This window comes from Duganella caerulea, assembly GCF_040362985.1.
Lineage (GTDB): Bacteria > Pseudomonadota > Gammaproteobacteria > Burkholderiales > Burkholderiaceae_D > Rugamonas > Rugamonas vulcania.
The window spans coordinates 105,954-130,054 of record NZ_BPWJ01000007.1 but is presented as its reverse complement, the minus strand read 5'-3'; the positions used below and the strand labels follow the sequence as shown (position 1 = coordinate 130,054).

General features: G+C 67.5%; 21 protein-coding genes. 10 read left to right on the top strand and 11 right to left on the bottom strand.

Features of this window, described 5'->3' with window-relative positions; genetic code table 11:
• Positions 1-66 precede the first annotated feature (66 nt).
• Genes ccoN through ACUJB0_RS21230 form a run of 6 tightly spaced genes read left to right on the top strand, consistent with a single transcriptional unit; the run spans position 67 to position 5,173 of the window.
• Positions 67-1,494 carry a cytochrome-c oxidase, cbb3-type subunit I gene (gene ccoN / locus ACUJB0_RS21255; RefSeq protein WP_161087440.1) on the top strand — a complete coding sequence of 476 codons (1,428 nt, stop codon included), beginning with the start codon at positions 67-69 and terminating at the stop codon, positions 1,492-1,494.
• A 14-nt stretch (positions 1,495-1,508) separates the two neighbouring features.
• Positions 1,509-2,123, top strand: coding sequence for a cytochrome-c oxidase, cbb3-type subunit II (gene ccoO, locus ACUJB0_RS21250; protein WP_444846960.1), 615 nt, complete (start codon positions 1,509-1,511; stop codon positions 2,121-2,123).
• A 1-nt stretch (position 2,124) separates the two neighbouring features.
• Positions 2,125-2,295, top strand: coding sequence for a cbb3-type cytochrome oxidase subunit 3 (locus ACUJB0_RS21245; protein ID WP_117012295.1), 171 nt, complete (start codon positions 2,125-2,127; stop codon positions 2,293-2,295).
• Positions 2,288-3,241 (top strand): cytochrome-c oxidase, cbb3-type subunit III, encoded by a 954-nt coding sequence (ccoP, locus tag ACUJB0_RS21240; protein ID WP_444846959.1) that lies wholly within the window; start codon positions 2,288-2,290, stop codon positions 3,239-3,241. Before ACUJB0_RS21245 ends, ccoP begins: the two co-directional genes overlap by 8 nt.
• The gene (gene ccoG, locus ACUJB0_RS21235) at positions 3,238-4,623 is read left to right on the top strand and encodes a cytochrome c oxidase accessory protein CcoG (RefSeq protein WP_444846958.1); all 1,386 of its coding nucleotides are present in this window, start codon (positions 3,238-3,240) and stop codon (positions 4,621-4,623) included. The genes ccoP and ccoG overlap by 4 nt, the downstream gene beginning before the upstream one ends.
• A 10-nt stretch (positions 4,624-4,633) precedes the next feature.
• On the top strand, positions 4,634-5,173 hold the full coding sequence (locus ACUJB0_RS21230) for a FixH family protein (RefSeq protein WP_444846957.1): 540 nt from the start codon (positions 4,634-4,636) through the stop codon (positions 5,171-5,173).
• A gap of 16 nt (positions 5,174-5,189) precedes the next feature.
• On the opposite strand, the gene fnr is transcribed toward ACUJB0_RS21230, so the two are convergent.
• From fnr to ACUJB0_RS21215, 3 genes are read right to left on the bottom strand one after another with little or no spacing between them, the layout of a single operon-like run.
• On the bottom strand, positions 5,190-5,948 hold the full coding sequence (gene fnr / locus ACUJB0_RS21225; RefSeq protein ID WP_444846956.1) for a fumarate/nitrate reduction transcriptional regulator Fnr: 759 nt from the start codon (positions 5,946-5,948) through the stop codon (positions 5,190-5,192).
• A gap of 46 nt (positions 5,949-5,994) precedes the next feature.
• Complete coding sequence (locus ACUJB0_RS21220; protein WP_444846955.1) at positions 5,995-6,513, bottom strand: RNA polymerase sigma factor; 519 nt, start codon at positions 6,511-6,513, stop codon at positions 5,995-5,997.
• Positions 6,510-6,716, bottom strand: coding sequence for a YgaP family membrane protein (locus ACUJB0_RS21215; RefSeq protein WP_444846954.1), 207 nt, complete (start codon positions 6,714-6,716; stop codon positions 6,510-6,512). Before ACUJB0_RS21215 ends, ACUJB0_RS21220 begins: the two co-directional genes overlap by 4 nt.
• A gap of 201 nt (positions 6,717-6,917) precedes the next feature.
• On the opposite strand from ACUJB0_RS21215, the gene ACUJB0_RS21210 reads away from it, so the two are divergent.
• The 4 genes from ACUJB0_RS21210 to ACUJB0_RS21195 all read left to right on the top strand — a co-directional run bounded on the left by ACUJB0_RS21210 (position 6,918) and on the right by ACUJB0_RS21195 (position 14,637).
• Positions 6,918-7,664: an alpha/beta fold hydrolase gene (locus tag ACUJB0_RS21210; protein ID WP_444846953.1), complete on the top strand. Its 747-nt coding sequence runs from the start codon at positions 6,918-6,920 to the stop codon at positions 7,662-7,664.
• Positions 7,665-7,755: 91 nt separating this feature from the next.
• Entirely contained in the window at positions 7,756-11,361 is a 3,606-nt protein-coding gene (locus ACUJB0_RS21205) for a response regulator (protein ID WP_444846952.1), read from the top strand.
• A gap of 152 nt (positions 11,362-11,513) precedes the next feature.
• Complete coding sequence (locus ACUJB0_RS21200; RefSeq protein ID WP_444846951.1) at positions 11,514-13,886, top strand: catecholate siderophore receptor Fiu; 2,373 nt, start codon at positions 11,514-11,516, stop codon at positions 13,884-13,886.
• Positions 13,887-13,956: 70 nt separating this feature from the next.
• A complete protein-coding gene (locus ACUJB0_RS21195; protein WP_444846950.1) occupies positions 13,957-14,637 on the top strand; it encodes a Fe2+-dependent dioxygenase in 681 nt (226 codons plus the stop codon).
• Here ACUJB0_RS21195 and ACUJB0_RS21190 read toward each other — a convergent pair.
• From ACUJB0_RS21190 to ACUJB0_RS21155, 8 genes are all read right to left on the bottom strand, one after another.
• Positions 14,634-15,287, bottom strand: coding sequence for a TMEM175 family protein (locus tag ACUJB0_RS21190; protein WP_444846949.1), 654 nt, complete (start codon positions 15,285-15,287; stop codon positions 14,634-14,636). The two genes, ACUJB0_RS21195 and ACUJB0_RS21190, sit on opposite strands and share 4 nt — an antisense overlap.
• Before the next feature lie 63 nt (positions 15,288-15,350).
• Positions 15,351-15,740, bottom strand: coding sequence for a nuclear transport factor 2 family protein (locus ACUJB0_RS21185; RefSeq protein ID WP_444846948.1), 390 nt, complete (start codon positions 15,738-15,740; stop codon positions 15,351-15,353).
• Between the two features lie 86 nt (positions 15,741-15,826).
• Positions 15,827-16,936 (bottom strand): ABC transporter ATP-binding protein, encoded by a 1,110-nt coding sequence (locus ACUJB0_RS21180; RefSeq protein ID WP_444846947.1) that lies wholly within the window; start codon positions 16,934-16,936, stop codon positions 15,827-15,829.
• 12 nt (positions 16,937-16,948) lie between these two features.
• Positions 16,949-17,773, bottom strand: a complete 825-nt coding sequence (locus tag ACUJB0_RS21175; protein WP_444846946.1) for a carbohydrate ABC transporter permease — start codon at positions 17,771-17,773, stop codon at positions 16,949-16,951.
• On the bottom strand, positions 17,770-18,702 hold the full coding sequence (locus ACUJB0_RS21170; protein WP_444846945.1) for a carbohydrate ABC transporter permease: 933 nt from the start codon (positions 18,700-18,702) through the stop codon (positions 17,770-17,772). Before ACUJB0_RS21170 ends, ACUJB0_RS21175 begins: the two co-directional genes overlap by 4 nt.
• Positions 18,699-19,928 (bottom strand): extracellular solute-binding protein, encoded by a 1,230-nt coding sequence (locus ACUJB0_RS21165; RefSeq protein WP_444846944.1) that lies wholly within the window; start codon positions 19,926-19,928, stop codon positions 18,699-18,701. The genes ACUJB0_RS21170 and ACUJB0_RS21165 overlap by 4 nt, the downstream gene beginning before the upstream one ends.
• Before the next feature lie 66 nt (positions 19,929-19,994).
• A complete protein-coding gene (locus ACUJB0_RS21160) occupies positions 19,995-21,980 on the bottom strand; it encodes a hypothetical protein (protein WP_444846943.1) in 1,986 nt (661 codons plus the stop codon).
• 70 nt (positions 21,981-22,050) lie between these two features.
• Entirely contained in the window at positions 22,051-24,072 is a 2,022-nt protein-coding gene (locus ACUJB0_RS21155) for a kojibiose hydrolase (RefSeq protein ID WP_444846942.1), read from the bottom strand.
• Between the last annotated feature and the right edge of the window lie 29 nt (positions 24,073-24,101).

Here is a 24,101-nt window from a genome sequence, read left to right as displayed (position 1 = left end):
GTTTTTTAAGTCTCACCTAAGTAACCTTTGACTCACATCATCAAAGCGTTCTTGGGAGAACTTCAAGTGGACCTTGCACAGAACTACAACTACAAGATTGTGAAGCAATTCGCAATCGCCACCGTGGTCTGGGGTATCGTCGGCATGCTGGTAGGCGTCATTATCGCCGCCCAGCTGGCATGGCCGGCGCTGAACCTGGACATTCCATGGTTGACCTACGGCCGCCTGCGGCCTTTACACACCAATGCCGTCATCTTTGCGTTCGGCATCTGCGGACTTTTCGCGACTTCCTACTACGTGGTACAGCGTACCTGCCAGGTGCGCCTGTTCTCGGACAAACTGGCCGCCTTCACCTTCTGGGGCTGGCAAGCGGTCATCCTCAGCGCCGTCGTCACCCTGCCGATGGGCCTGACCCGCGGCAAGGAATACGCCGAGCTGGAATGGCCGATCACCTTGCTGATCGCCGTGGTGTGGGTGTCCTACGCCATCGTGTTCTTCGGCACGCTGATCAAGCGCAAGGTCAAGCACATTTATGTGGCCAACTGGTTCTTCGCCGGCTACATCCTGGCCGTGACGATCCTGCACGTGGTCAACGGCGCCAGCATGCCGGCAACCTTGTTCAAATCCTACTCCGCCTACTCGGGCGTGCAGGACGCGATGATCCAGTGGTGGTACGGCCACAACGCGGTGGGCTTCATCCTGACCGCCGGCTACCTGGGCATGGTCTACTACTTCATTCCGAAGCAGGCCGAGCGTCCGGTGTACTCGTATCGCCTGTCGATCGTGCACTTCTGGGCGCTGATCTTCACCTACATGTGGGCCGGCCCGCACCATCTGCACTACACCGCGCTGCCGGACTGGACCCAATCGATCGGCATGGTGTTCTCGCTGATCCTGCTGGCACCAAGCTGGGGCGGCATGATCAACGGCATCATGACCCTGTCGGGCGCCTGGCACAAGCTGCGCACCGACCCTATCCTGAAATTCATGATCGTCTCGCTGTCGTTCTACGGCATGGCCACCTTCGAGGGCCCGATGATGTCGATCAAGACCGTCAACGCACTGTCGCACTACACCGACTGGGGCATCGCCCACGTCCACGGCGGCGCACTGGGCTGGGTTGGCTTCATCACCATGGGTTCGATCTACTATCTGCTGCCGCGCCTGGCCGGCCAGCAAAAAATGTATAGCACCAAGCTGATCGACCTGCACTTCTGGGTCGCCACCATCGGCATCGTGCTGTACATCGCCGCGATGTGGATCGCCGGTGTGATGCAGGGCCTGATGTGGCGCGCGGTCAATCCGGACGGCACGCTGACCTACACCTTCGTCGAAGGCGTCAAAGCCACCTATCCGTACTACGTGGTGCGCTTCACCGGCGGCCTGCTGTACCTGACCGGCATGTGCGTGATGGGCTACAACACCTGGATGACCTTGCGTAACCGCGAGACCGCCGTGGCGCGCATTCCCGCGCTCAACGCCGGCCACGCCTGATATCGGAGCAAAGCATGAAATTTTCACATGACTGGATCGAGAGAAACCCCTGGCTGCTGATCGTGCTGGTGACGCTGGTGGTCAGCGTCGGCGGCGCCGTCGAGATCGTGCCGCTGTTCTTCCAGAAGTCCACCACCGAGCCGGTGGCCGGGCTCAAGCCCTACTCGCCGCTGCGCCTGGCCGGCCGCGACATCTATGTGCGTGAAGGCTGCTACAACTGCCACTCGCAGATGGTGCGTCCGTTCCGCGCCGAGACCGAACGCTACGGCCACTACTCGGTCGCCGGCGAGTTCGTCTACGACCGTCCGTTCCAGTGGGGTTCCAAGCGCACCGGGCCCGACCTGGCGCGCGTGGGCGGCCGCTACAGCGATGAATGGCACCGCACCCACCTGAACAATCCACGCGACGTGGTGCCGGAATCGAACATGCCGAACTACCCGTGGCTGGCCAAGACCGCGCTGGTGCCGGAAGCTATCGTGCCGCACATGAAGGCGCTCCAGCGCCTGGGCGATCCGTACACCGACGCCGAGATCGCCGCCGCGCCGGCCGAGCTCAAGGACAAGACCGAAGAAGACGCCCTGATCGCCTACCTGCAAGGCCTGGGCACATTAATCAAGACGAGGAACTAGCATGGCTATCGATAACCTGTTTGACCGCGCCAGCAGCGTGATGACGGTGATTTCCTTCATCACCTTTGCCGGCATCCTGTGGTGGGCTTTCATCCACAACAAGGAAGCCGATTTCGCCACGGCGGCGCAGCTGCCGTTCGACGACGACGACAAGGAGACTAGCCATGGCTGATTTCACCAACGGCTTCTGGGACCTGTACATCGTGGTGCTGACCCTGCTCGGCATCGCCGGCTGCGGCATCCTGCTGTTCTCGCAATCCCAGATCAAGGGCAAGGCCGGCGAAACCACCGGCCACGTCTGGGACGAGGACTTGAGCGAACTGAACACGCCAATGCCGCGCTGGTGGATGTGGCTGTTCTACATCACCATCGTGTTCGGCCTGGCCTATCTGTTCCTGTATCCAGGGCTGGGCAGCTACGCCGGCAAGCTGGGCTGGAAATCGTCGGGCCAGTACCAGGCCGAGCTCAAGCAGGCCGAGACCGAATACGGCCCGCTGTTCGCGCAATACCAGAAGCAGGACCTGAAAGCGGTGGCGGCCGATCCCAAGGCCCACGCCATCGGCGAACGCCTGTTCCTGACCTACTGCGCGCAGTGCCACGGCTCCGATGCGCGCGGCAACAAGGGCTTCCCCAACCTGACCGACAAGGACTGGCTGTTCGGCGGCGCTCCCGAGACCATCAAGGAAACCATCCTGCACGGCCGCACCGGCATGATGCCGCCGATGGGCGCCGCGCTGGGCTCGGACAAGGACGTGGAAAACGTCGCGCACTACGTGCTGAGCCTGTCCGGTTCGACCTCGGATCCGATCAAGGCCTCGTTCGGCAAGGACAAGTTCGGCGCCTGCATGGCTTGCCACAGCGCTGGCGGCACCGGCAACCAGGCCATCGGCGCGCCTAACCTGACCGACAAGATCTGGTTGTTCGGCGGCAGCGCCGAGACTATCATGGAAACCATCCGCAAGGGCCGCACCACCACCATGCCGGCGTTCGAGGACTTCCTCGGCGACGCCAAGGTGCACGTGCTGGCTGCCTACGTATGGAGCCTGTCCAACGACGCCAACCGCGTTGAAACCTCACCGGTCGCGGCGGCGACAGAACCCGCCCCGGCAACAAAATGAACGATCCTGCACCACAAGTCATCAAGATGTATGCGAAGCGCGAGCAAATCTACCCGCGCGAAACCACGGGCCGCTACGCCCGCCTGCGCTGGCTGTTTGTCTGGCTGACGCAGCTGGCCTTCTACTGCAGCCCGTGGATGCAGTGGAACGGCCGCCAGGCCCTGCTGTTCGACCTGGTGGCGCGCAAGTTCTACATCTTCGGCCTGGTCTTGTGGCCGCAGGACTTCATCTATCTGGCCGCGCTGCTGATCATCTGCGCCTACCTGCTGTTCCTCGCCACCGCGGTGGCGGGGCGGGTATGGTGCGGCTTCGCCTGTCCGCAAACGGTGTATACCAAAATCTTCCTGTGGATAGAACTGAAGATCGAAGGCCCGCGCAGCGCGCGCATGGCGCTCGACCGGCAACCGCCGTCGGCCGCCAAGTTTGGCAAGAAAACCGCCAAGCACCTGGCCTGGGGCGCGGTCGCGCTGTGGACCGGCTTCACCTTCGTGGGCTACTTCACGCCGATCAAGCTGCTGGGTAACGAGGTGCTGACCTTGAGCTTCGGCCCGTGGGAATGGTTCTGGGTGCTGTTCTACAGCTTCGCCACCTACGGCAACGCCGGCTGGCTGCGCGAGCAGGTGTGCAAATACATGTGCCCGTACGCCCGCTTCCAGAGCTCGATGTTCGACCGCGACACCCTGATCATCACCTACGACAGCGAACGCGGCGAACCGCGCGCGCCGTTGTCCAAGCGCGAGGAACTCAAGGGCGGCTCGTGCATCGACTGCAGCCTGTGCGTGCAGGTCTGCCCGACCGGCATCGACATCCGCAAGGGCCTGCAATACGAATGCATCGGCTGCGCCGCCTGCGTCGACGCCTGCAACGGCGTGATGGACAAGATCGGCGAGCCGCGCGGCCTGATCCGCTACAGCACCGAGCGCGCGATGCTGATGCACTACACGCCGACCGAGATCCGCAAACGCACGCTGCGCCCGCGGGTCAAGATCTACTCCGGCATCCTGGGCCTGATCGTGATCGCGGTGGTCACCGCGCTGTCGCTGCGCACGCCGCTCAAGCTGGACGTGATCCGCGACCGTGGCGCCATGGGACGCGAGGTCGAGGAAGGCATGATCGAGAACGTCTACCGCCTGCAGATCATGAACACCTCGGAGCAGGCCCACACCTACCGCATCCGCGTCAGCGGCATCGACACGCTGACGCAGGTCACGCCGGACCAGGTGCGGGTGGAAGGCACCGAGACCAAGGCCTATCCGATCCGCCTGCGCAGCGCGCACGGCGCCGGCAAGCCGGGCTCGAACAAGATCGAGATCGAACTGACCGCAGTCGACCAGCCGTCGCTGCATGTGGAAGAACACGCGGTATTCTTCGTGCCGCGCTAAGGGGAAGCATATGACCGTATCGATGATGACGCCGCCCGCCACGCCGTGGTGGAAGCAACGCTGGCCGTGGCTGCTGATGCTGGGCCCGGCCGTGGTGGTGGTGGCCGGCACCTACACCGGCTGGCTGGCCTACTCGCGCCAGGACGCGCTGGTGGTGGGCGATTACTACAAGCAGGGCAAGGCCATCAACCAGGACTTGCGGCGCGACCGCCTGGCCGCGACGCTGGGCTTGTCGGTGGACGTGGGCTACGACGCCACCCAGGGCGCGCTGACCGGGCAGCTGCGCCGCACCGCCAGCGACAACGGCAAGACCGAGCGCCTGTTCGTGCACCTGTCGCACGCGACGCAGCCGGAAAAGGATATCCAACTGGTGGTGCAGCCGAACGAATTCGGCGCCTTCCAGATCAACCTGCCGATGCTGGAACGCAGCCGCTGGGTGGTGCTGGTGGAGGGCGAGCGGCGCGACTGGCGCTTGGCCGGCACCTGGAGCTGGCCGGCGCAACGCTCGGTGACGCTGCATGCCGACCTGCCGCAACCGGCGGACAATTAAGGCTTAACTACAAGCCTTAACTGCAGGTCTGCGTGCCGGCCGTGATGGCCTTGAGCCGTATCGGTTCGAGCAACTCGATCTCGCGGTTGCTCACGCGCAGCAGACCTTCCTTCTTGAACTTGGACAGCAGGCGGCTGATGCTCTCGATGGTCAGCCCCAGGTAGTTGCCGATCTCCTCGCGCGACATGCGCAGCTGGAACACGTGCGGCGAATAGCCGCGCGCCTCGTAGCGCGACGACAGGTTGACCAGGAAAGCGGCAAACCGCTGGGTCGCCTGCATATTCCCCAACAACAGCATCACGCTTTGCTCGCGGGTGATTTCCTGGCTCATCATGCGGTGGAAATGACGCAACAGTGTCGGCATGTCGGCCAGCAGTTGCTGCAGGCTGCCGAACGGAATCTCGCACACCTCGCTGTCCTCCAGCGCCACGCCGGTGCAATGGTGCTGGTCGGCGCTGATGGCGTCCATGCCCAGCAGCTCGCCGGCCATCTGGAAGCCGGTGATCTGTTCCACGCCCTCGCGGTTGACCTGGTAGGTCTTGAAATGGCCGAGCCGGATCGCATACAGGCTCTGGAAGGAATCGCCGATGCGGAACAGCGGGGCGCCGCGCGCCACCTTGCGGCGGCGGCCGATGATCTGGTCCAGCCGGTCCATATCGTTGTTGTCCAAGCCCATCGGCAAACACAGCTGGTGCATGCTGCACGACGCGCAACTGGCCTTGAGGTTGTCAAGGGTGGCGCCGGGCAGCACCAACTCGGGAAGTTCTCGTATCATGGCCCCAGTGTAGACCATTTGTCGCTAATTGGGGCTGATGCCGCAGTTAGCCGATCAGGTATTCGCGCGCCATCGAGCGCGCCCGGTGCAGCCGGCTCTTGACGGCGGCCGTGCTGTCGCCCACCTCGGCGGCGATCTCGGCGATGGACATTTCGGCGAAATCGCGCAACAACACCACCTGCAGATAATCGGCCGGCAACGACTCCAGCGCGTTGACCAGTTCCAGCCGCAGGCCGGCCGTGTCCTGGCTGGCCAGCCACTGCTCGGCGCGCTCGTCGTCCCACGGATCGTGGCCCAGCGCGGCGCGGCCCAGCCGGTGGCAGGCGCGCTTGACCACCTGGAACATCCAGCCGGAAAACGCCGCCAGCGCGCGCACCGACGACAGCCGCCGCGACAGCACCAGCAAGGCTTCCTGCACCGCGTCGTCGACGTCGGCCACCAGGCAGTTGCGCTGGGCGTAGCGGCGGATGTCGGGCTGGCACAGCCGCAGCAGCTGCGCCAGCGCGGCCGGATCGCCACGGTGGGCGGCGTCCAGCACCGGCAAGTGTTGTGTTGCAAGACTCATGATTTCCTGTCGAGGCGGCGGCCGACCAGCGCGCACATCGGGCAAAAGCCGAACAGCCCGGACGCCACGATCCCGGCCGCCGAGGCCGCCAGCACCAGGCCCCACACGCCGCCCAGCACGGCGATGCCGGCCCAGGCCGCGATCACGCCGGCCACCACGCGCAGCGCGCGTTCCCAGTTTGGTACGTTTTTCACATAAAACATCATGCACTCCTAATTGTCGCAGAGGAAGTCCCTCGGCAGCTAAGAGGCGCGGCGGGGCGGTTTGGATTCGCGCTGCAGAAAAATATTTTTAAAAATACGTTGCGCGCTATTGAATTGCACGCTATAGTTCATTCCATCAGGTAGCGCACTACTTAATCGCCAACTACCGATAACCAACCACTCAACCTAAAGGACCTCATCATGAAACGCACTCTGATCGCTACCGCACTGCTGGCCTCCGCACTGGGCGCCCAAGCCGCCACTCCTGCCGCCGACACCACCGTCGTGCTGGTCCACGGCGCCTTCGCCGACGGTTCCAGCTGGAACCAGGTGATTCCGCTGCTGCGCGCCAAGGGTTACAAGGTCGTGGCCGTGCAAAACCCGCTGAGCTCGCTGGCCGACGACGTTGCCGCCACCCAGCGCGTGATCGATGCGCAAAGCGGTAAAGTGGTGCTGGTGGGCCACTCGTGGGGCGGCACCGTGATCACCCAGGCCGGCACCAGCGACAAGGTCAAAGCCCTGGTCTACGTGGCCGCGTTCGCGCCGTCCGAGTGTGAGGCCACCGCCGACCTGGGCAAGGACTACGCCGTGCCGCCCGGCATCGCCACGCTGCAGGCCGACGCCGGCGGCTACCTGTGGCTGCCCGCCGACTCCGTCGCCAGGAACTTCGCACCGGACGTGCCGCCGGCCACCGCCGCCCTGATCGCCGCCACCCAGGGCCCGATCAGCGCCAAGGCCTTCGCCGACACCACCACCGTGGCCGCGTGGAAAACCAAGCCGAACTACTACATCGCCTCCGCCGACGACCGCATGATCGCGCCGGCGCTGCAGCAAGCCTTCGCCAAGAAGATCAACGCCACCACCGTCACGCTGAAAACCAGCCACGTGCCGATGGTGTCGCAGCCGGCCAAGGTGGCTGAAGTGATCATCGCCGCCGCCCAGCGTTAATCCTGTTGCCAAGGCGGGGCTTTGATAGGAGAATTTGCTGTCAGTTTTGCATTCTTCCTATCCCAGCCCCGACTCCGCCCACAAGGATGAAATGAAGTCACCCGGCATCAAGGCCAAAGTAGCGCTGGCCACCAGCATCACCTCGGTCCTGATGATCGCGCTGGTGACCGTGCTGCAAACCCACCGCATGCAGGAGGACTACACCAAGGTCCTGTTCACCCAGCAGACCGCCCTGATCAACCGCGCGGCGGAGGAGCTGGACGACAAGCTGACCATGCTGCTCGACATCATCGCCATGTCGGCGCGCAACCAGCCGCCCGCGCTGGCCGGCTCCGCCGCGCAATTGCGGGCCTACTACCAGGACCGCGCGGTGCTGTCCCTGTTCGACGACCTGCTGGTGCTCAACCCGCACGGCACCATCATCGCCGACCTGCCGCAGCAGGCGGGCCGGGTCGGCATCGAGGCCGCCGACCGCGAATACTTCAAGACCGTGATGCGCACCCGCAAGCCGATGATCACCGAACCGCTGATCGGCCGCGGCAGCGGCCAGCCCATCGTGCAGATCGTGGCGCCGGTGCTGGACGCCAAGGGCGAGGTGGCCTGCGTGCTGGTCGGCGTGCTGAGGCTGTACAAGGACAACCTGCTGGGCCACCTGCGCAAGGCCAAGGTCGGCCGCACCGGCTACTACTTCGCGCTGACCCGCGGGCCGGCGCCGGTGTACGTGCTGCATCCCGAACAGAGCCGCCTGCTGCAGCCGCGCCAGCCCAACGCCAACGCCGCCACCACGCGCGCGCTGGAGCAGGGCTTCGAGGGCACGGTCGACAGCATCAACGGCGTCGGCGAGCGCACCCTCAACAGCTATAAATCGCTCAAGGCGGTCAACTGGGTGCTGGCCACCTCGCTGCCGGCCGAGGAGGCGTACGAGCCCTTCACCGGCGTGCTGTACCGGCTGATGCTGTGGGGCGGCCTGGCCTCGCTGCTGGCGGCCGCGCTGATCGGCTGGCTGACCTCGCGCCTGCTGGCGCCGCTGGTGCGGCTGCGCGACGCCATCGTCGCCCTGCGCGATCACCCCAGCCGCTACACGCCGCTGCCGGCCCACGCGCAGGACGAGGTGGGCCAGCTGACCACCTCGTTCAACGAGCTGATGCACGAACGGCTGGCGGCCGACGCCCGCCTGCAGAGCCTGCTGGAATTCGCGCCCAACGCCATCGTGGTGGTCGGCGTCGACGGCCGCATCGAGACCTTCAACCGCGAGAGCGAACGCTGCTTCGGCTACCCGCGCGACGCGGTGCTGGGCCAGCCATTGGAAATGCTGGTGCCGGAGCGCCAGCGCAGCCAGCACGCGGGCCACCGCGCGCGCTTCTTCGCCGACCGCCTGAGCGCCGAGCCGGTGCGCATGGGGCGCGGCACGGTGCTGTTCGGCCTGCGCCGCGACGGCAGCGAGTTCCCGCTCGAGATCAACCTGAGCGCGGTGCGCACCGACCAGGGCACCAAGGTGCTGGCGGTGATCTCCGACATCACCGAGCGCCACCGGCTGCAGCTGGAGGTGGAGGCGCGCGCCGCCGAGCTGGAGCGCGAGCGCGACCGCGCCGAGGCCGCCAACCGCGCCAAGAGCGAGTTCGTGGCCAACATGAGCCACGAGATTCGCACGCCGATGAACGCGGTGCTGGGCATGGTCTACCTGCTCGGCAACACGCCGCTGACGCCGCAGCAGCGCAAATACCTGAGCATGGTGCGGGTGTCGGGCCAGTCGCTGCTGGGCATCCTCAACGACGTGCTGGATTTCTCCAAGATCGAGGCGCGCCACATGGCGCTGTCGCCGGTGGAGTTCACGCTGGACGACACCATGAACTCGCTGGCCACGCTGATGACCATGAACGCCGGCGACAAGGAACTGGAGCTGGCCATCAGCGTCGACCCGGCGGTGCCGCGCCACCTGCGCGGCGACGCCATGCGCCTGCAGCAGATCCTGGTCAACCTGGCCGGCAACGCCATCAAGTTCACCGAGCACGGCGAGGTGGTGGTGGCGGTCGAGCTGAGCGCGCGCGACGCCGGCCACGCGCTGCTGCGCTTCGAGGTGCGCGACACCGGCATGGGCATGACCGCCGACCAGCTGGCGCAGCTGTTCCAGGCCTTCTCGCAAGGCGACCAGAGCATCACGCGGCGCTTCGGCGGCACCGGCCTGGGGCTGGCCATCACCAAGCGGCTGATCGAGCTGATGGGCGGGCAGATCGCCGTCCAGAGCGAGCCGGGCCAGGGCAGCCGCTTCTGGTTCAGCCTGCCGTTTGACGTGCTGCCCGAACTGCCGGACGAGCGCCGCAAGCCGGCGCTGGGCAACCTGCGGCTGCTGGTGGCGGACGACAACCGCACCAGCCGCGAGGTGATCGCCAAGCTGATCCGCGCGTGGGGCTGGCAGGCCGACGAGGTCGACTCCGGCGCGGCCGCGCTGCAGCGCTACCGCCAGAGCCAGCAGGCGCAGCAGGTGTACGACGTGGTGCTGGCCGACTGGCACATGCCCGGCATGGACGGGCTGGCCACGGCCAAGGGCATCCGCGAGGCGGCGGCCGGCGCCAGCCAGCCGATCGTGGTGATGGTCAACGCCTTCGCCCGCGACCACGCCGAGGAAATCTCCAACGCGCCGGAGGCCGACGTGGTGCTGGTCAAGCCGATCACCAGCTCCAACCTGTTCGACGCGCTGCACCAGGCGCTGGTGGCCAAGAGCGACGGCCAGCCGCAGCCGGTGGCCGATCCCGGCATCGCCGGCAGCCTGAGCGGGCATCACTTCCTGCTGGTGGAGGACAACGCGCTCAACCAGATGGTGGCGCGCGGCATCCTGGAACACGCCGGCGCCACGCTGGACGTGGTGGGCGACGGCCGCCAGGCGGTCGACCTGCTGCGCACCAGCGCCAGCCGCTACGACCTGGTGCTGATGGACATGCAGATGCCGGTGATGGACGGCTTCACCGCCACCCGCGTGCTGCGCCAGCAGCTGGGCCTGACGCTGCCCATCATCGCCATGACGGCCGGCGTGCTCGGCTCCGAGCGCCTGCGCAGCCAGGAGGCCGGCATCACCGATTTCATTCCCAAGCCGATCGAGGTGGACGAGATGCTGGCGGTGCTGCAACGCCACCTGCCGTCCAGGGCGCCCGCGCAGGACGAGCTGCTGGCCGCCATGGCCGCCGCAGCTGCGCCAGCTTCTGCGCCGGCTGCGGCTACGCCAGCCGCACCGGCCCCGGCGGCATCGGCAGTCCCCGCGACATCGGTGGCCCCCGCAACCTCGACGCCCCCGGCAACGCCAGCGCCCCTGCCAACTCCGGCGGCGGAGCCATCGCCCGCCGACGCCACCGCCTTCAGCATGGACAGCCTGATGCGCGTGATGGGCAAGGACGCCAAGGGCCGCGCGGTGATGGTCAAGATGGTGCGCGACGTGGTCGACACCGGCATGCAGCCGGCCGACCAGGCCGGCCAGGCGCTGCAGGAAGGCCGGCTGCGCGACGCCGCCCGCCAGTTCCACAGCCTGCGCGGCGCGGTCGGCGTGCTGGGCGCCAAGCGCCTGATCCAGGCCACCGTCGAAGCCGAAACCGCCATCAACGACCAGCGCGACGAGCTGCTGGAAGCGCGCTACCAGGCCGTGCGCGCCGAGCTGGAGCAGACGCTGGCGCTGGCCCGCGACTGGCTGGCCAGCCAATCCTCCTGACCGCTCCGCCCGCCATTTTCACATATCGGAACGCTATTGATAATAATTCGCATTTACATAAGTTAACTTCATTGTTACAATCCTCCGTCACGATCCGGCAGCCAGACGCGTGCAGCGCAGCCCGCCGCTTACATTCTCGGAGAAAGTAGCAAATGATTAAGAGTCGCAAACACGCGCAGTCGCGCTTCAACCAACAGATGAGCGCGGCACTGGCCGTGATGCTGCTGCCGGTGGCCGCCCACGCGGCGGCCGACACGGGCGCCGACCCGGTCATCGTGGCCGGCAACAACCAGACGCTGCAGGAAGTCAAGGTCCGTGGCGAAGCCATCAACGACTTCAAGGCCGAGAAGGCCTCGTCCGCCAAGTACACCGAGAAGCTGGTCGACACCGCCCAGACGCTGACGGTGATCAAGAAGGAACTGATCGAGCAGCAGGGCGCCGTCACGCTGACCGAGGCGCTGCGCAACACCCCCGGCGTGGGCGCCTTCTTCCTGGGCGAGAACGGCAGCACCAACACCGGCGACGCCGTCTACATGCGCGGCTTCGACGCCTCCGGCAGCATCTACGTGGACGGCGTGCGCGACGTCGGCTCGATCTCGCGCGACACCTTCAACATCGAACAGATCGACGTGCTCAAGGGCCCTGCCGGCACCGACAACGGCCGCAGCTCGCCGACCGGCTCGATCAACCTGGTCAGCAAGAAGCCGCTGATGGAAGACGCCTACCTGGGCGCCGTCACCGTCGGCAGCGGCCAGCAAAAGCGCGTCACCGCCGACCTGAACAAGATCATCAACGCCGACACCGGCACCGCCTTCCGCCTGAACGTGCTCGACCAGGACAGCGGCACCCCGGCGCGCGACGTGGTCAAGAACAAGCGCTGGGCCATCGCGCCGTCGGTCGCCTTCGGCCTGAACGGCCCGACCCGCGTCTACCTGAACTACCTGCACGTCGACCAGGACAACATCCCCGACGGCGGCGTGCTGACCATCGGCCTGCCGGGCTGGACCCCGCCGGCGCCGGTCGTGCTGAAGGCGGCCACGCCCACCACCCCTGCCGTGCTGGGCCCGAGCTTCGCCTTCATGGCCGGCGCCAGGGCGGTCGATCCGAAGAACTTCTACGGCTCGGTGCTGGACTTCGACCGCGTCAAGGCCGACATGCTGACCGTGCGCATCGAGCACGACTTCGCCGGCGGCGCCCGCCTGCAAAGCACCACCCGCTACGGCCGCACCAAGCAGGACTACCTGCTGACCTCCTTCATGTCGACCGGCGCCAACCTGCGCAACGTCGTGGCCGGTTCCAATCCGGACAACTGGATGATCGCGCGCACCAACCTGAACTACAAAGACCAGCTCAACGAGATCGTCACCAACCAGACCACCGTCACCGCCGACTTCGACGGCGGCGCGCTCAAGCACACCGTGGTGGCCGGCGTGGAACTGGTCAACGAGAAGCAGACCAACTACACCAACGTCAACGCGCCGGGCGCGACCGGCCTGCCGCTGGTCAGCATCTACCATCCGGACAGCAGCCAGCCGGTGACGCCGGCCCAGGTCAGCCTGGTGCGCAACGGCGCGCGCGGCGACGGCACCACCGCCACCGAGAGCGTGTACGTGTTCGACACCGCCAAGCTGGGCGACAAGTGGATCTTCAACGCCGGCGTGCGTCTGGACCACTACAACACCACCTACAACGGCGTGACCGTGCAGGGCACCGCCACGCCGCAGACCATCCCGGTCGGCACGCTGCTGGCGAACTCGCTGACGGCCTCGGACAACCTGCTCAACGGCAAACTGTCGGCGCTGTACAAGCCGACCGTCGACAGCAGCGTCTACGCCCTGGTGGCGACCTCGAAGGCGCCGCCCGGCGGCACCAACTTCACGCTGAGCTCGGCAGCCAACAGCTCGGCCAACCCGAACTACGATCCGCAAATCACCACCAACTACGAGCTGGGCACCAAGTGGGATCTGCTCAAGCAGAAGCTGTCGCTGTCGGCCACGGCCTACCGCACCGACGTGCGCAACGAGATCGAAGCCGACCCGAACAACGCCGCCAACTTCTACCAGACCGGCAAGAAGCGCGTGCAGGGCATCGAGCTGGGGGTGACCGGCGAGATCCTGCGCAACTGGCTGGTCAGCGCCGGCTACACCCGCATGTCGACCCAGGTGGTGTCGGGCAAGGTGGTGACCGCCGCCGGCGACAACCTGCTGAGCTACACGCCCAAGCAGGCGTTCACGCTGTGGACCTCGTACACGCTGCCGATGGGCCTGCAGCTCGGCGGCGGTGCCCGCTTCAGCGACAAGCTGGCGCGCGGCACCGACGGCGCGGTCGGCACCCCGGCCTACGCCGACTCGTACTGGGTGTACGACGCCATGGCCTCGTACCCGATCAACAAGCACGTCGACCTGCGCCTGAACGTCTACAACCTGGCCGACAAGCAGTACGTGCAGGCGATCAACAAGTCGGGCTACCGCTACACGCCAGGCGCGCCACGCTCGGCCAGCCTGACCGCCAACTTCAAGTTCTAAGCGCCAGCCATGCTGTGACGCACTGGCCCCGCCCTCACCGGCGGGGCTTTTTTATTCAAGGAGAGTTTCGATGATGCTGCACATCCCCGGCGTACTGAGCCGCGAACAAGTGGCCGCCATGCGGCGCCGTCTGGACCAGAGCGACTGGGTCGACGGCCGCACCACGGTCGGCGCCCAGGGCGCGCAGGTCAAGCAGAACCGGCAACTGGCCGAGGGCTCGCCGCTGGCGCAGGAGCTGGGCGCGGAAGTGCTGGCGGCGCTGGCGGCCAGCCCGCTGTTCTTTGCCGCCGCGCTGCCGCTGCGCACCTGTCCGCCGCTGTTCAACAGCTACGCCGGCGGCGAGCACTACGGCTCGCACGTCGACGGCGCGCTGCGGCGCGTGGCGGCCAGCGGGCAATGGCTGCGCACCGACGTGTCGTCGACGCTGTTCCTCAGCGATCCCGAGGACTACGACGGCGGCGAGCTGATCGTCACCGACGCCTACGGCGAGCACGAGGTCAAGCTGCCGGCCGGCGACCTGATCGTCTACCCGTCGACCAGCATCCACCGCGTGCAGCCGGTCACGCGCGGGGCGCGGGTCTGCTCCTTCTTCTGGACCCAGAGCATGGTGCGCGACGACATGCGCCGCTGCATGCTGCTCGAGCTGGACCAGAACATCCAGAGCCTGCGCGCGCGCCTGGGCGACTGCGAGGAACTGGTCGGCCTGACCGGCCACTACCACAACCTGCTGCGGCAGTGGAGCGAGGTCTAGGCCTGGCTCAGGGCGGCGGCTTGGGCGTAGCGGCGCTCGACGCGCGCGCCCAGCGGCCGCAGCGTGAACATCAGCGCAAACACGATGTTGGCCTTGCCCGGCGCGACGTAGCCGATCAGCAGCGCCAGCGCCGCGACCGACATCACGCCGAAGCTGCGCACCATCGTCGCGCGGTAGGCGCCCAGGCTCATCGGATGGGCGCACAGGCCGGGATGGCGGTGGATATGGCGCGCCACCAGCAAGGTGGCCACGCTCAGCCAGATCATCACGCCGGTATACACCATCTGCCCCGTGGTCGAAACGAACTGGCCGTTGACCGCCGAGGCGAACGGCAGCAGGGAGGCGCCGGACAGGCTGAGGATGGTTAGCCACAGCAGGCCCGGATCGGCGTGCCGCACGTAGCTGTACAAGCGATGGTTGGCGATCCAGAAGATGGCCAGCACGAAAAAGCTGACCAGCCACGACATCAGCTTGGGCAGCAGCTCCACCAGCGCCTCGCGCAGCGCGGCCTCGGTGGCCAGGTGCGCGTGCTCGGGCAGGCGCAGCTCGATCACCAGCAAGGTCATGGCGACGGCGAAGATGCCGTCCACCAGGGCTTCGATACGGTGCTTGCTCAGCTGCGGCTGGCCATCCGGGCTCAGGTCGGTCATCGGTGATCCTGTTGTGAATGAGACAGCCGCCATTCTTGCCGCGGACTGTGAAAATTGCAACATTCAGCGCGCGGCCAGGCGGGTCGCGTGGTAGCGGTCGATGCGCCAGGCGCCGCCCTCGCGCTTGAGAATGGCCGTCTCCAGGAAACCGTAGGGGGTTTGCTCACCGTTGTTGGCGATCCACACCGCGTCGTTGCGCGCCGTGGTCCAGGCCACATCGCCCAGCACCCGGGTGCGGAAATCGTGCAGGCTGGCCCGCTGCCGGCCCAGCGCGGCGCTGCCCGTCAGCAGCGCCAACAAGGCGGCCCGCTCCAGGATGCGGTCCTGCTCGATCATGACGAACTCCGCCGTGAGGCCGGCCTCGAGCGCGCCCCAGTCGTGCCGCTCCAGCGCGCGGTGCCAGTCGCTCAGGGCCGCCTCGGCGGCGAGGGTATCGGACTGCGTGGCTTGCATGGACGCTCCTCTCGGAATAGGGCACTGCCTGGCCCCGATGCCGAAAAGCTTAGCACGCGGCGCGCGCGAGCGGTGCGCCGGCCCGCTTACCGGGCCACCAGCCTGCGCAGCGCCAGGCCGTCGTCGCGGAAGGCGTGCAGCGCGGTCGCCGGCAGCGCGAACGCCACCGTCGCACCGGCCCGCAGGCTCTCGTCCTGCGTCTTGGCGACCAGCAGCGGCTGGTCGTCCGCCCAGCGCAGATGCACATAGCTGTGCTCGCCCAGCGCCTCGATGTGGACGATCTGCGCCTGCCACGCGCCCTGTCCCAGCACCACGTGCTCGGGACGGATGCCCAGCGTCAGCGCGGCGCCCGGCGCCAGACCTACACCATCGACCGCGGCGTCGCAGGCGCGGCCCCGCAGTGTGGCGACGATGCCCTGCGGTGTTGCGGCAGACAGGCTGGCGTCCAGGAAGTTCATGGCCGGCGTGCCGATGAAGCGGGCCGCGAACAGGTTGGCCGGATGGTGATACAACTCCAGTGGCGTGCCGATCTGCGCCACATTGGACTGGCCCGGCGCCTCGGCGGCCGGCCTCAGCAGCACGATCTTGTCGGCCAGCGTCATCGCCTCCACCTGGTCGTGGGTGACGTAGATCATGCTGGCTGAATTCAGGTCGCGATGCAGGCGCGCGATCTCCAGCCGGGTCTGGGCCCGCAGCGCGGCGTCCAGGTTGGACAGCGGCTCGTCGAACAGGAACACCTTGGGCTTCTTGACGATGGCGCGGCCGATCGCCACCCGCTGGCGCTGGCCGCCGGACAACGCGCCCGGCTTGCGCGCCAGCAGCGCGTCCAGCTGCAGGATGCGCGACGCCTCCGCCACGCGGCGCCCGATCTCCGCCTTGTCCAGCCGCTGGCGGGTCAGGCCGAACGCCATGTTGTCGTACACCGTCATGTGCGGGTACAGCGCGTAGCTCTGGAACACCATGGCGATCTGGCGCTGCGCCGGCGGCACGTCGTTGATGGTCTGGCCGTCGATGGTCACGGTGCCGGCGCTGACCGGCTCCAGCCCCGCGATCAGCCGCAGCAGGCTCGATTTGCCGCAGCCCGAGGGACCGATGAACACGCAGAACTCGCCCGCCGCGATGTCCAGGTTGATGTCGTTGAGGACGTGCTGGCCGTTATAGGCCAGCGCGATATGTTGGAGGCTAACTTGCGTCATGGATTTCTCGTTTTACTTGATGCCGCTGGACTGGTCGTTGATGTTCAGGAAGTGCCGGTTGAGCACGATGTACATGATCAGGATGGGCAGGATGGAGATCACCGAGCCGGCCATGATCAGGTTCCACGACGAGGCCTTGGCGTACTGCTTGGCCACCGCGTTCAGGCCCTGCGTCAGCAGGTACTGGTCGACGCTGGAGATGAACAGCAGCGGTTTCATGAACTCGTTCCAGATGCCCATGAAGACAAAGATGGCCTGGGTCGCCAGCGCCGGCTTGGCCATCGGCAGCACGATGCGGAAGAAGCGGTGGAACGGCCCCGAGCCGTCCAGCGTGGCAGCCTCTTCGATCTCGACCGGGAAGCTGATGAAGAACTGGCGCATCATGAAGATGTAGGCGATCGACACGGCCGAGGTCAGGATCACCGACAGATGCGTGTCGACCAGGCCCATGCGCGCCACGATCATGTAGGCCGGGATCATGGTCACCTGGCTGGGCACCATCACCAGCAGCATCAGGGTCTGGAACAGCAGGCCGCGGCCGCGGAAACGCAGCCGCGCCAGCGCGTAGCCGGCCATGGTGTTGAACAGCACGTTGAGCAGCGTGACGGCCAGCGCCACCGTGAACGAATTCCACAGCCACTGGTAGAACGGGCCGTGCAGGATGGTCTCGTAGGCCGCCAGCGTCGGCGCCTGCGGCCAGATGTGCTCGGCGCCGGCGATCTCGCGGGTGGTCTTGAGCGAGGTCAGCACGGCCCAGGCGAACGGCGCCAGCGTCAGCAGGCTGTAGCCGGCCAGCACCGCGTACAACGCGCCGGCGGAATAGGAGGGGCGCTTCATCGGTTCGCTCCGTTCAGTCGCACAAAGCGGTTCAGGATCAGCGTGGCGCAGAAGATGATCGCGGTCAGCACCACCGCCAGCGCGCACGCCAGGCCCATGGTGTTGTAGTTCTTGAAGGCGAAGTGGTAGATCAGCAGCGTGAAGGTCAGCGTGGCGTTCTCCGGCCCGCCCTCGCCGCCGGACAGGATGAAGGCCTGGTCGAACACCTGGAAGCAGCCGATCAGCCCCATCGTCAGCACATAGCAGGTGACCGGCGTCAGCTGCGGCACGCTGATCTCCCAGTGGCGGCTGAACGGACCGGCGCCATCCAGCAGCGCGGCCTCGTACAGCGCCGCCGGGATCTCCTGCAGGCCGGCCAGGAACACCACCATGTAGCCGGGCGTGGTGGAGAACACGTTCATCAGCATGATGATGCCCAGCGCCCACTTGGGGTCGCCCAGGAAATTGATGCCGACGCCGAAGTGCTGCTGCAGGAACTGCACCACCAGGCCGTTGTTATTGAACAGCCACATGAAGATCATGGTCATCGCCGCCGACGAGGTCAGCGTCGGCAGGAACAGCAGCGTGACGAAGCTGCGCTTGAAGCGTATGCGGCTGTTGACCGCGCACGCCAGCGCCATCGCCAGCGCGGTCTGCAGCGGCACCACCACCGCCACGTACACCATGGTGTTGTGGCAGGCGGCCCAGAACTTGTCATCCTCGACCAGGTAGGCCAGGTTGCGCAGGCCGACAAAGCTGTGGCGCCCCGACACCAGGTCCATTTTCTGCACCGAGACCCACAGCGCGTAGGCGATCGGCGCCAGCGTGAACAGGCCGACCACCAGCAGCGCCGGCAGCAGGAAGGCATAGGCGCTGATGCCGGCGCCGCGCGGCAGGCGCGCGCGCCACGGCCGCCGTGCGGCCGCGCCATCGGGCAGGGGGGTCATCATCGCTGGCGCTCGATTTCGCGGTTGGAGACGGTCTCGGCTTTTTCCAGCGCCTGCTGCAGCGACTTGTTGCCGTTGAACGCGGCCAGGAACTGATTGCCGAAGTTGGTGTTGAGCACCGGCAGTTCAATGCCGCGCGACCAGACCGTGGCGTAGGCCGCGCCGGCCACATGGGCCGCCAGCGCCGGCACGGCGCGCACCTGCATGGCCGCCTCGACACTGCGCCGGGTCGGCAGCGTGCCCGAGGCGCCGGCCCACACGCGCATGCCGGGTCCAGTCATGTAGCGAGCGAAGCGCAGCCCGGCCGCCTTGTTTTTGGCGCCGCGCGGCACCGCGTAGCCGACCACGAAGGCCATGGTCTGCTTGCGCTGGTTCACGGTCGGCATCTCGCGGGTGATGAAGGGCACGTCGTCGTAGTCGCGCTGGAGCGCGGGCTGCACCCAGTTCCCCTCCATCATCATCGCGGCCCGGCGCGTGCCGAAGGCGGCGCCCGGCCAGTCGGCACCGAGGTCGTCCTTGGGCGAGTACAGGTACTTCAGCACATGGCCCGTGACCAGCTGGTTCAGGTAGGCGTAGGCCACCGCGTTGCCGGTGAAATGGGCACGGCCGTCGGCGCCGATCAGGGGCTGGCCCGAGGTTTCCAGCGCCGCCAAGTGGCGGGCCAGGTCCTTCTCGATGATCATGGCCGCCACGCCGCGCGGCAGGCGCGCCTGCAAGGCCTGGGCAAAGCGCATCAGGCCGTTGAAGTCGCGCGGCACGTCGTCCGGGCGGTAGCCGGCCTGCTTGAGCAACTGCGGGTTCAGGTACAGCGCCAGCGTCGAGTAATCCTTGGGCAGGCCGTACAGCTTGCCGTCGCGGCCGCGGAAGGCCTGCAGAAAATGCGGATAGAAATCGGCCTGGTCGGCCGCGTCCAGCGCCAGCGGCTCCAGCACGCCGCTCTCGATCAGCACCGGCGCGTCGGAGGCGTCCAGGTAAAACACGTCGGGCGGGTTGTTGGCGGCGAAGCGCGACTTCAGCACGTCCTGGTACTTGTCCTCGATGACTTGCTTGTGCACGGCGATGCCGGTGCTGCCGGTGAAGGCGGCGGCGGCCAAGTCGAAGGCCGCCACCTCGGCGGGCGACGAGCCCCAGACGGCCACCGTGACCGCCTCCGCGGCCCGTCCCGGCGCCGCCAGCGCCAGCGCGGCGCACAGCGCGGCCGCGCGCAGGCGGCCTGGTAAATCGTTCATTGCTTGGTCTCCTGATACTGCGGTGGCCGTGATCGGCGCATGGTGATTGGCGGCATGGACGGGACGCTATGCGGACATTGTAGCGGCGGCCAGCGGCGGACGGACCGCCAGGTAGACCGTGCTCCACAACTGCGCCGCGTTCGACTCGTCGGCGGTGGCCGCGCCCGGCCCGAACGGCTGCATGCGGTAGGCGCCGTCCGCCCAGGTCCAGGACCACAACTCGGAATTGCCCTGCGCCTGGGTCGGCAGGATGACCGCCCACAGCGCCTGCTGCGCCTCGGCCAGCATGGCGCGGGTGCGATCGGGCAGGTCGCCGCGCGCCAGCTGGCGCGCCAGGCCGGCCGCCAGCAGCGCCTGCTGCCACGACCACACCACGGCGCCGTGGTAGCGGTCCGGCCCGAACAGCGGCCGCAGCGCGGCATCGGCATAGGCGCCGTTGGCCACCACCAGGCCGACCCCGGTCATCAGTCCGGCCGGGAAGGGCCGCATGACGGCCGCCAGCTCGCGCTCGATCAGCGCCGCCGGCGGCTGCTGCAGCATCAGCGCGAAGCCCAGGTCCGAGTGCATCACCGGCACCGGCCGGCCCTGCCCGTCAAGCGCGATGGCGTTGAAGGCCAGCTCGCCGCCCGCCAGGCCACTCAGGCTGGCCAGGGCCGGCGCGGGGTCGATGCCCAGTTCGGCGGCGCAGGCGTCCACGCCGGCGCGCGCCGCGTCGGAGCCGAGACGCACCGTGAAGTAGCCCGGCACCTGCTCCTCCCACAAGCCCGCCAGCGCGGCCGCCTCCTCGGCGCGGTCCTCCAGGTAGGGCGCCAGCAGGCCACTGGCATGCAGCGCGGCGATGGCGCGCAGCGCGGCCGGCACCAGGATGGCGTTGACGTTGTACGAGACCACGCCGCCGCCCAGCCCGTCGGCGCTGTCGCGCCAGTCGCCGGTCGGGTGGCCGTCTTTCAGGTGGATCAGCGCGGCCACGCCGGGCTGCCGCGCATACGCGCCCGCCAGCCGCATCACCAGCTCAAAATTGCGGCACAGCGCGGCGCCGCGCGGCTGGCCGTCGGCGCCGGCCCCGGCCAGCCACCGCGCCGCCCTGCCGGGCTGATCCAGCAGATAGGCCATCGCCACCGGCGCCAGCATGAAATCGTCGTCGACCATCTTGTAGTCGTACACCGGGGCGCCGCAGCCGCCATGCAGCAGCGCGCACTCGCCGATGTCCTCCTCGTGCGCGACGGCGCCGCGCGGATCGAGCCGGTCCAGCACCGACGCCAGCCCGGCCTCGACCGCCTGCGGTGTCAACGCCGGCATCAACAGCAGCAGCGACATCAACGTGTCGCGTCCGAAGTAGGTGTTGAAGCGCCACGAACCGGCCAGCAGCTTGTCGCGATAGCTGAGGAAGGCCAGGCTCTGGCGCGCGCGCAGGGTGCCGGCCGACGGGTCGCGCAACAGCTGGTCCGGCGGCAGCGGTTGCAGCGCGGTCTCGCCCGACAGCGCGGTCAGCCGCAGGCGCAGGCTCTTGCCGGCCGCCGCGATCAGGATGACGCGGCCCTGGGCGTCGGTGTCGACCCGGCCGTTCAGCACGTCGAGCCCGATGGCGTAGCCGGCGGCGCCGTCCAGGCGGTCGCGCGACCAGCGCACGCTGTCGGCCGTGAAGTGGATGGCGTTGTGGATGCCGAGCGGCAGGCGGCGGTCGTGCTGGTAGTCGCGCAGCACGCGCGCCGAACTGAGCACGGCGCCGCTGACGGTCAGCGTGGCGCGGTCAATGCCGATCTCGGTGGCGATGCCGTACAGCGGACGGCCCTGGTCGTCGCTGCCCTGCACGGCCTGGATCTGCGCGGCGCCGTTCCAGCGCAGCGGCGCGCCGTCCGGCTTGAACCACAGGCCGGTGGCGCTGTTCCCGGCCGGGAAGGCGGCCAGCAGGCGCGGCTCCATGCCGGAGCTCAGCAGCAGGTGAGCGGCGACCGGTCCCTGGCGCAGGAATTCATTGGCGACCAGGCCCTCCGGCAGCGAGAAGCGCAAGGCGGGTTCGGCGGGGTCGGGCAGCGGGTGGATCTGTTCCATCGGAGGTTCCAAAAACGGGTTGGGGAAAATACGCCGGCGCGCACGCCGGCCGGGAAAAATATTGCCTCGCCTAGGGCAGCGCAAACGTCGCGTGTTCGGCGCCGACGCCGCGTATCGTCAGCCTGGTCCAGCGCTTGGGCAGCGCGGTCTTGCGCTGGCTGATGCCATGGTCGTCGATGCGCAGTCCGCCCAGGCCGAACAGCAGGGCCTGCAAGGTGCCGCCGGCGCCGGTGGCGAAATACGGGTTGCCGCCGCCGGGATACTCCTCCAGCACGCCGAACGGCGCCAGCCGCAGGCCCTGGTAGCTGCGCTGGAAGACCTGGTACGCCTGCTCGGCCTGGCCGGCGCGCGCGTGCAGCGTGGCGACGATGGACAGGCCCATGGCCGGTCCCTCCGGCGCCAGCCGTGGCGCGTAGTAGGCCAGGTCCCGGGCCACGCGCTCCGGTTCGCTGACGATGTCGAGCGGATAGGCCAGCAGGTTGACGTCGGCCTGCTTGATCGGCACGCCGTCGTAGCTGGCGTTCTCGCGCGTGGTGCCGTCGGCGAAACGCAGGATGGGAATGTTGTCCGCCACCAGCGCCCAGTCCGGATCGGGCGCGATGCCCAGTTCGCGCGCGGCCTGGCTGGCGTAGCGCAGGACGGTGATCGCCATGCCGTTGGTGAAGGCGTTGTTGTCGATGTTCTCCTGCCACTCGTTGGCGCCGATGACGTTGTTGATCTCGTAGCGGCCCGGCCCCTTGCGCTCCACGCGGCTGGCCCAGAAGTCGGCCACTTCCTTCAGCACCGGATAGCCGCGCTCGCGCAGCCATTGCCGGTCATGCGTGACCTGGTAGTACTTCCAGAACGCCCAGCCGACGCAGCCGGTGATGTGCTGCTGGAACGGCCCGGTCAGCGCCGGCACCGGCGTGACCTCGTGGCCTTCGCTGGCCGACTCCCAGGGGAACATGGCGCCCCGGTAGCCGTGGTTGCGCGCGTTCTCGCGCGCCGCGCCCAGGCGCTGGAAACGGTATTCGAGCATCGACCTGGCCAACGCCGGCTTCAGCGCCAGCAGCGGCGGCAGCATCCACAGTTCGGCATCCCAGAACACGTGGCCGTTGTAGCCCAGCCCGGACAAGCCCATCGGCGACAGGCTGAAGGCCGTGTCCTCGCGCGCGAACGCGTACAGGTGGTACAGCGCCAGCCGCATGTCGCGCTGGGTCTGCGGATCGCCTTCGATGACGATGTCGCTGCTCCACAGCGCTTCCCACGCCTGCAGGTGGGCCGCCATCAGGCGCTCGCGCCCCTGCAGCGCGGCGTACACGGTCAGGCGCTCGGCCTCGTTGTGCGGGTCGGCCAGGTCGGCCGAGCTCAGCATCGATCCGACCACCGAGAAGCGCAGCGTCTCGCCGGCCTTGAGCGCGCGGCTGAACCGGGCCGCGTGGCGGTTGTGGTCGCCGTCCTCGTGCACCAGCTCCGGCTGCGCGCCCCGGTCGAACATGAAGCTGACAGAAGCGGCGATGGTGTGCCGCCCCGTCGGGCTCTTGCCCACCGAGGTCAGCAGGGGAATGCGCGCGTGCGGCCGGTCGACCTGGGCGTACAGCTGGCGGACGTCGCGCAGGATGTCGGGCGCCTCGATCAGCGCCGACGGCGTGACGGTGGTGTCGCGCCGCGCCGTGATCTCCACCGTGGCAAGCGCGGTGTGCGGCAGCTGGCGCAGCGCGGCGACGCTGTGGCGGACGTGGACCCGGTCCTGGACATCGAACTCGGTGATCAGCAGCGCCCGCTTCATGTCCAGCGTCTGCCGCAGGCCCGACACGTGGGCGGCGTCGGCGCGCCGGCCGTCGACGTCGAGCTGGATGTTCATGAAGTTGAAGCCCTTCAGGATGTTGTCCACCCGGCCGCGGCCGTAATTGTCGAATGCGCCGTTAAGCACCACTTCGCCTATCGTCATCGGCTCGGCCGCCGACACCAGGCCCAGCACGCCATTGGCGACCGTCACGCCGTGATAGCGGGCCGGGTCGATGGCGGACGCGACGATGGTCCAATCGTCGTCCGCGCCGGCCCGGACCGCCGAGCTGACCAGCAAGGCCGCAATGCCCAGGTATTTCATCATGGATGGATTCCTCCGTCTGAAAAAAATCC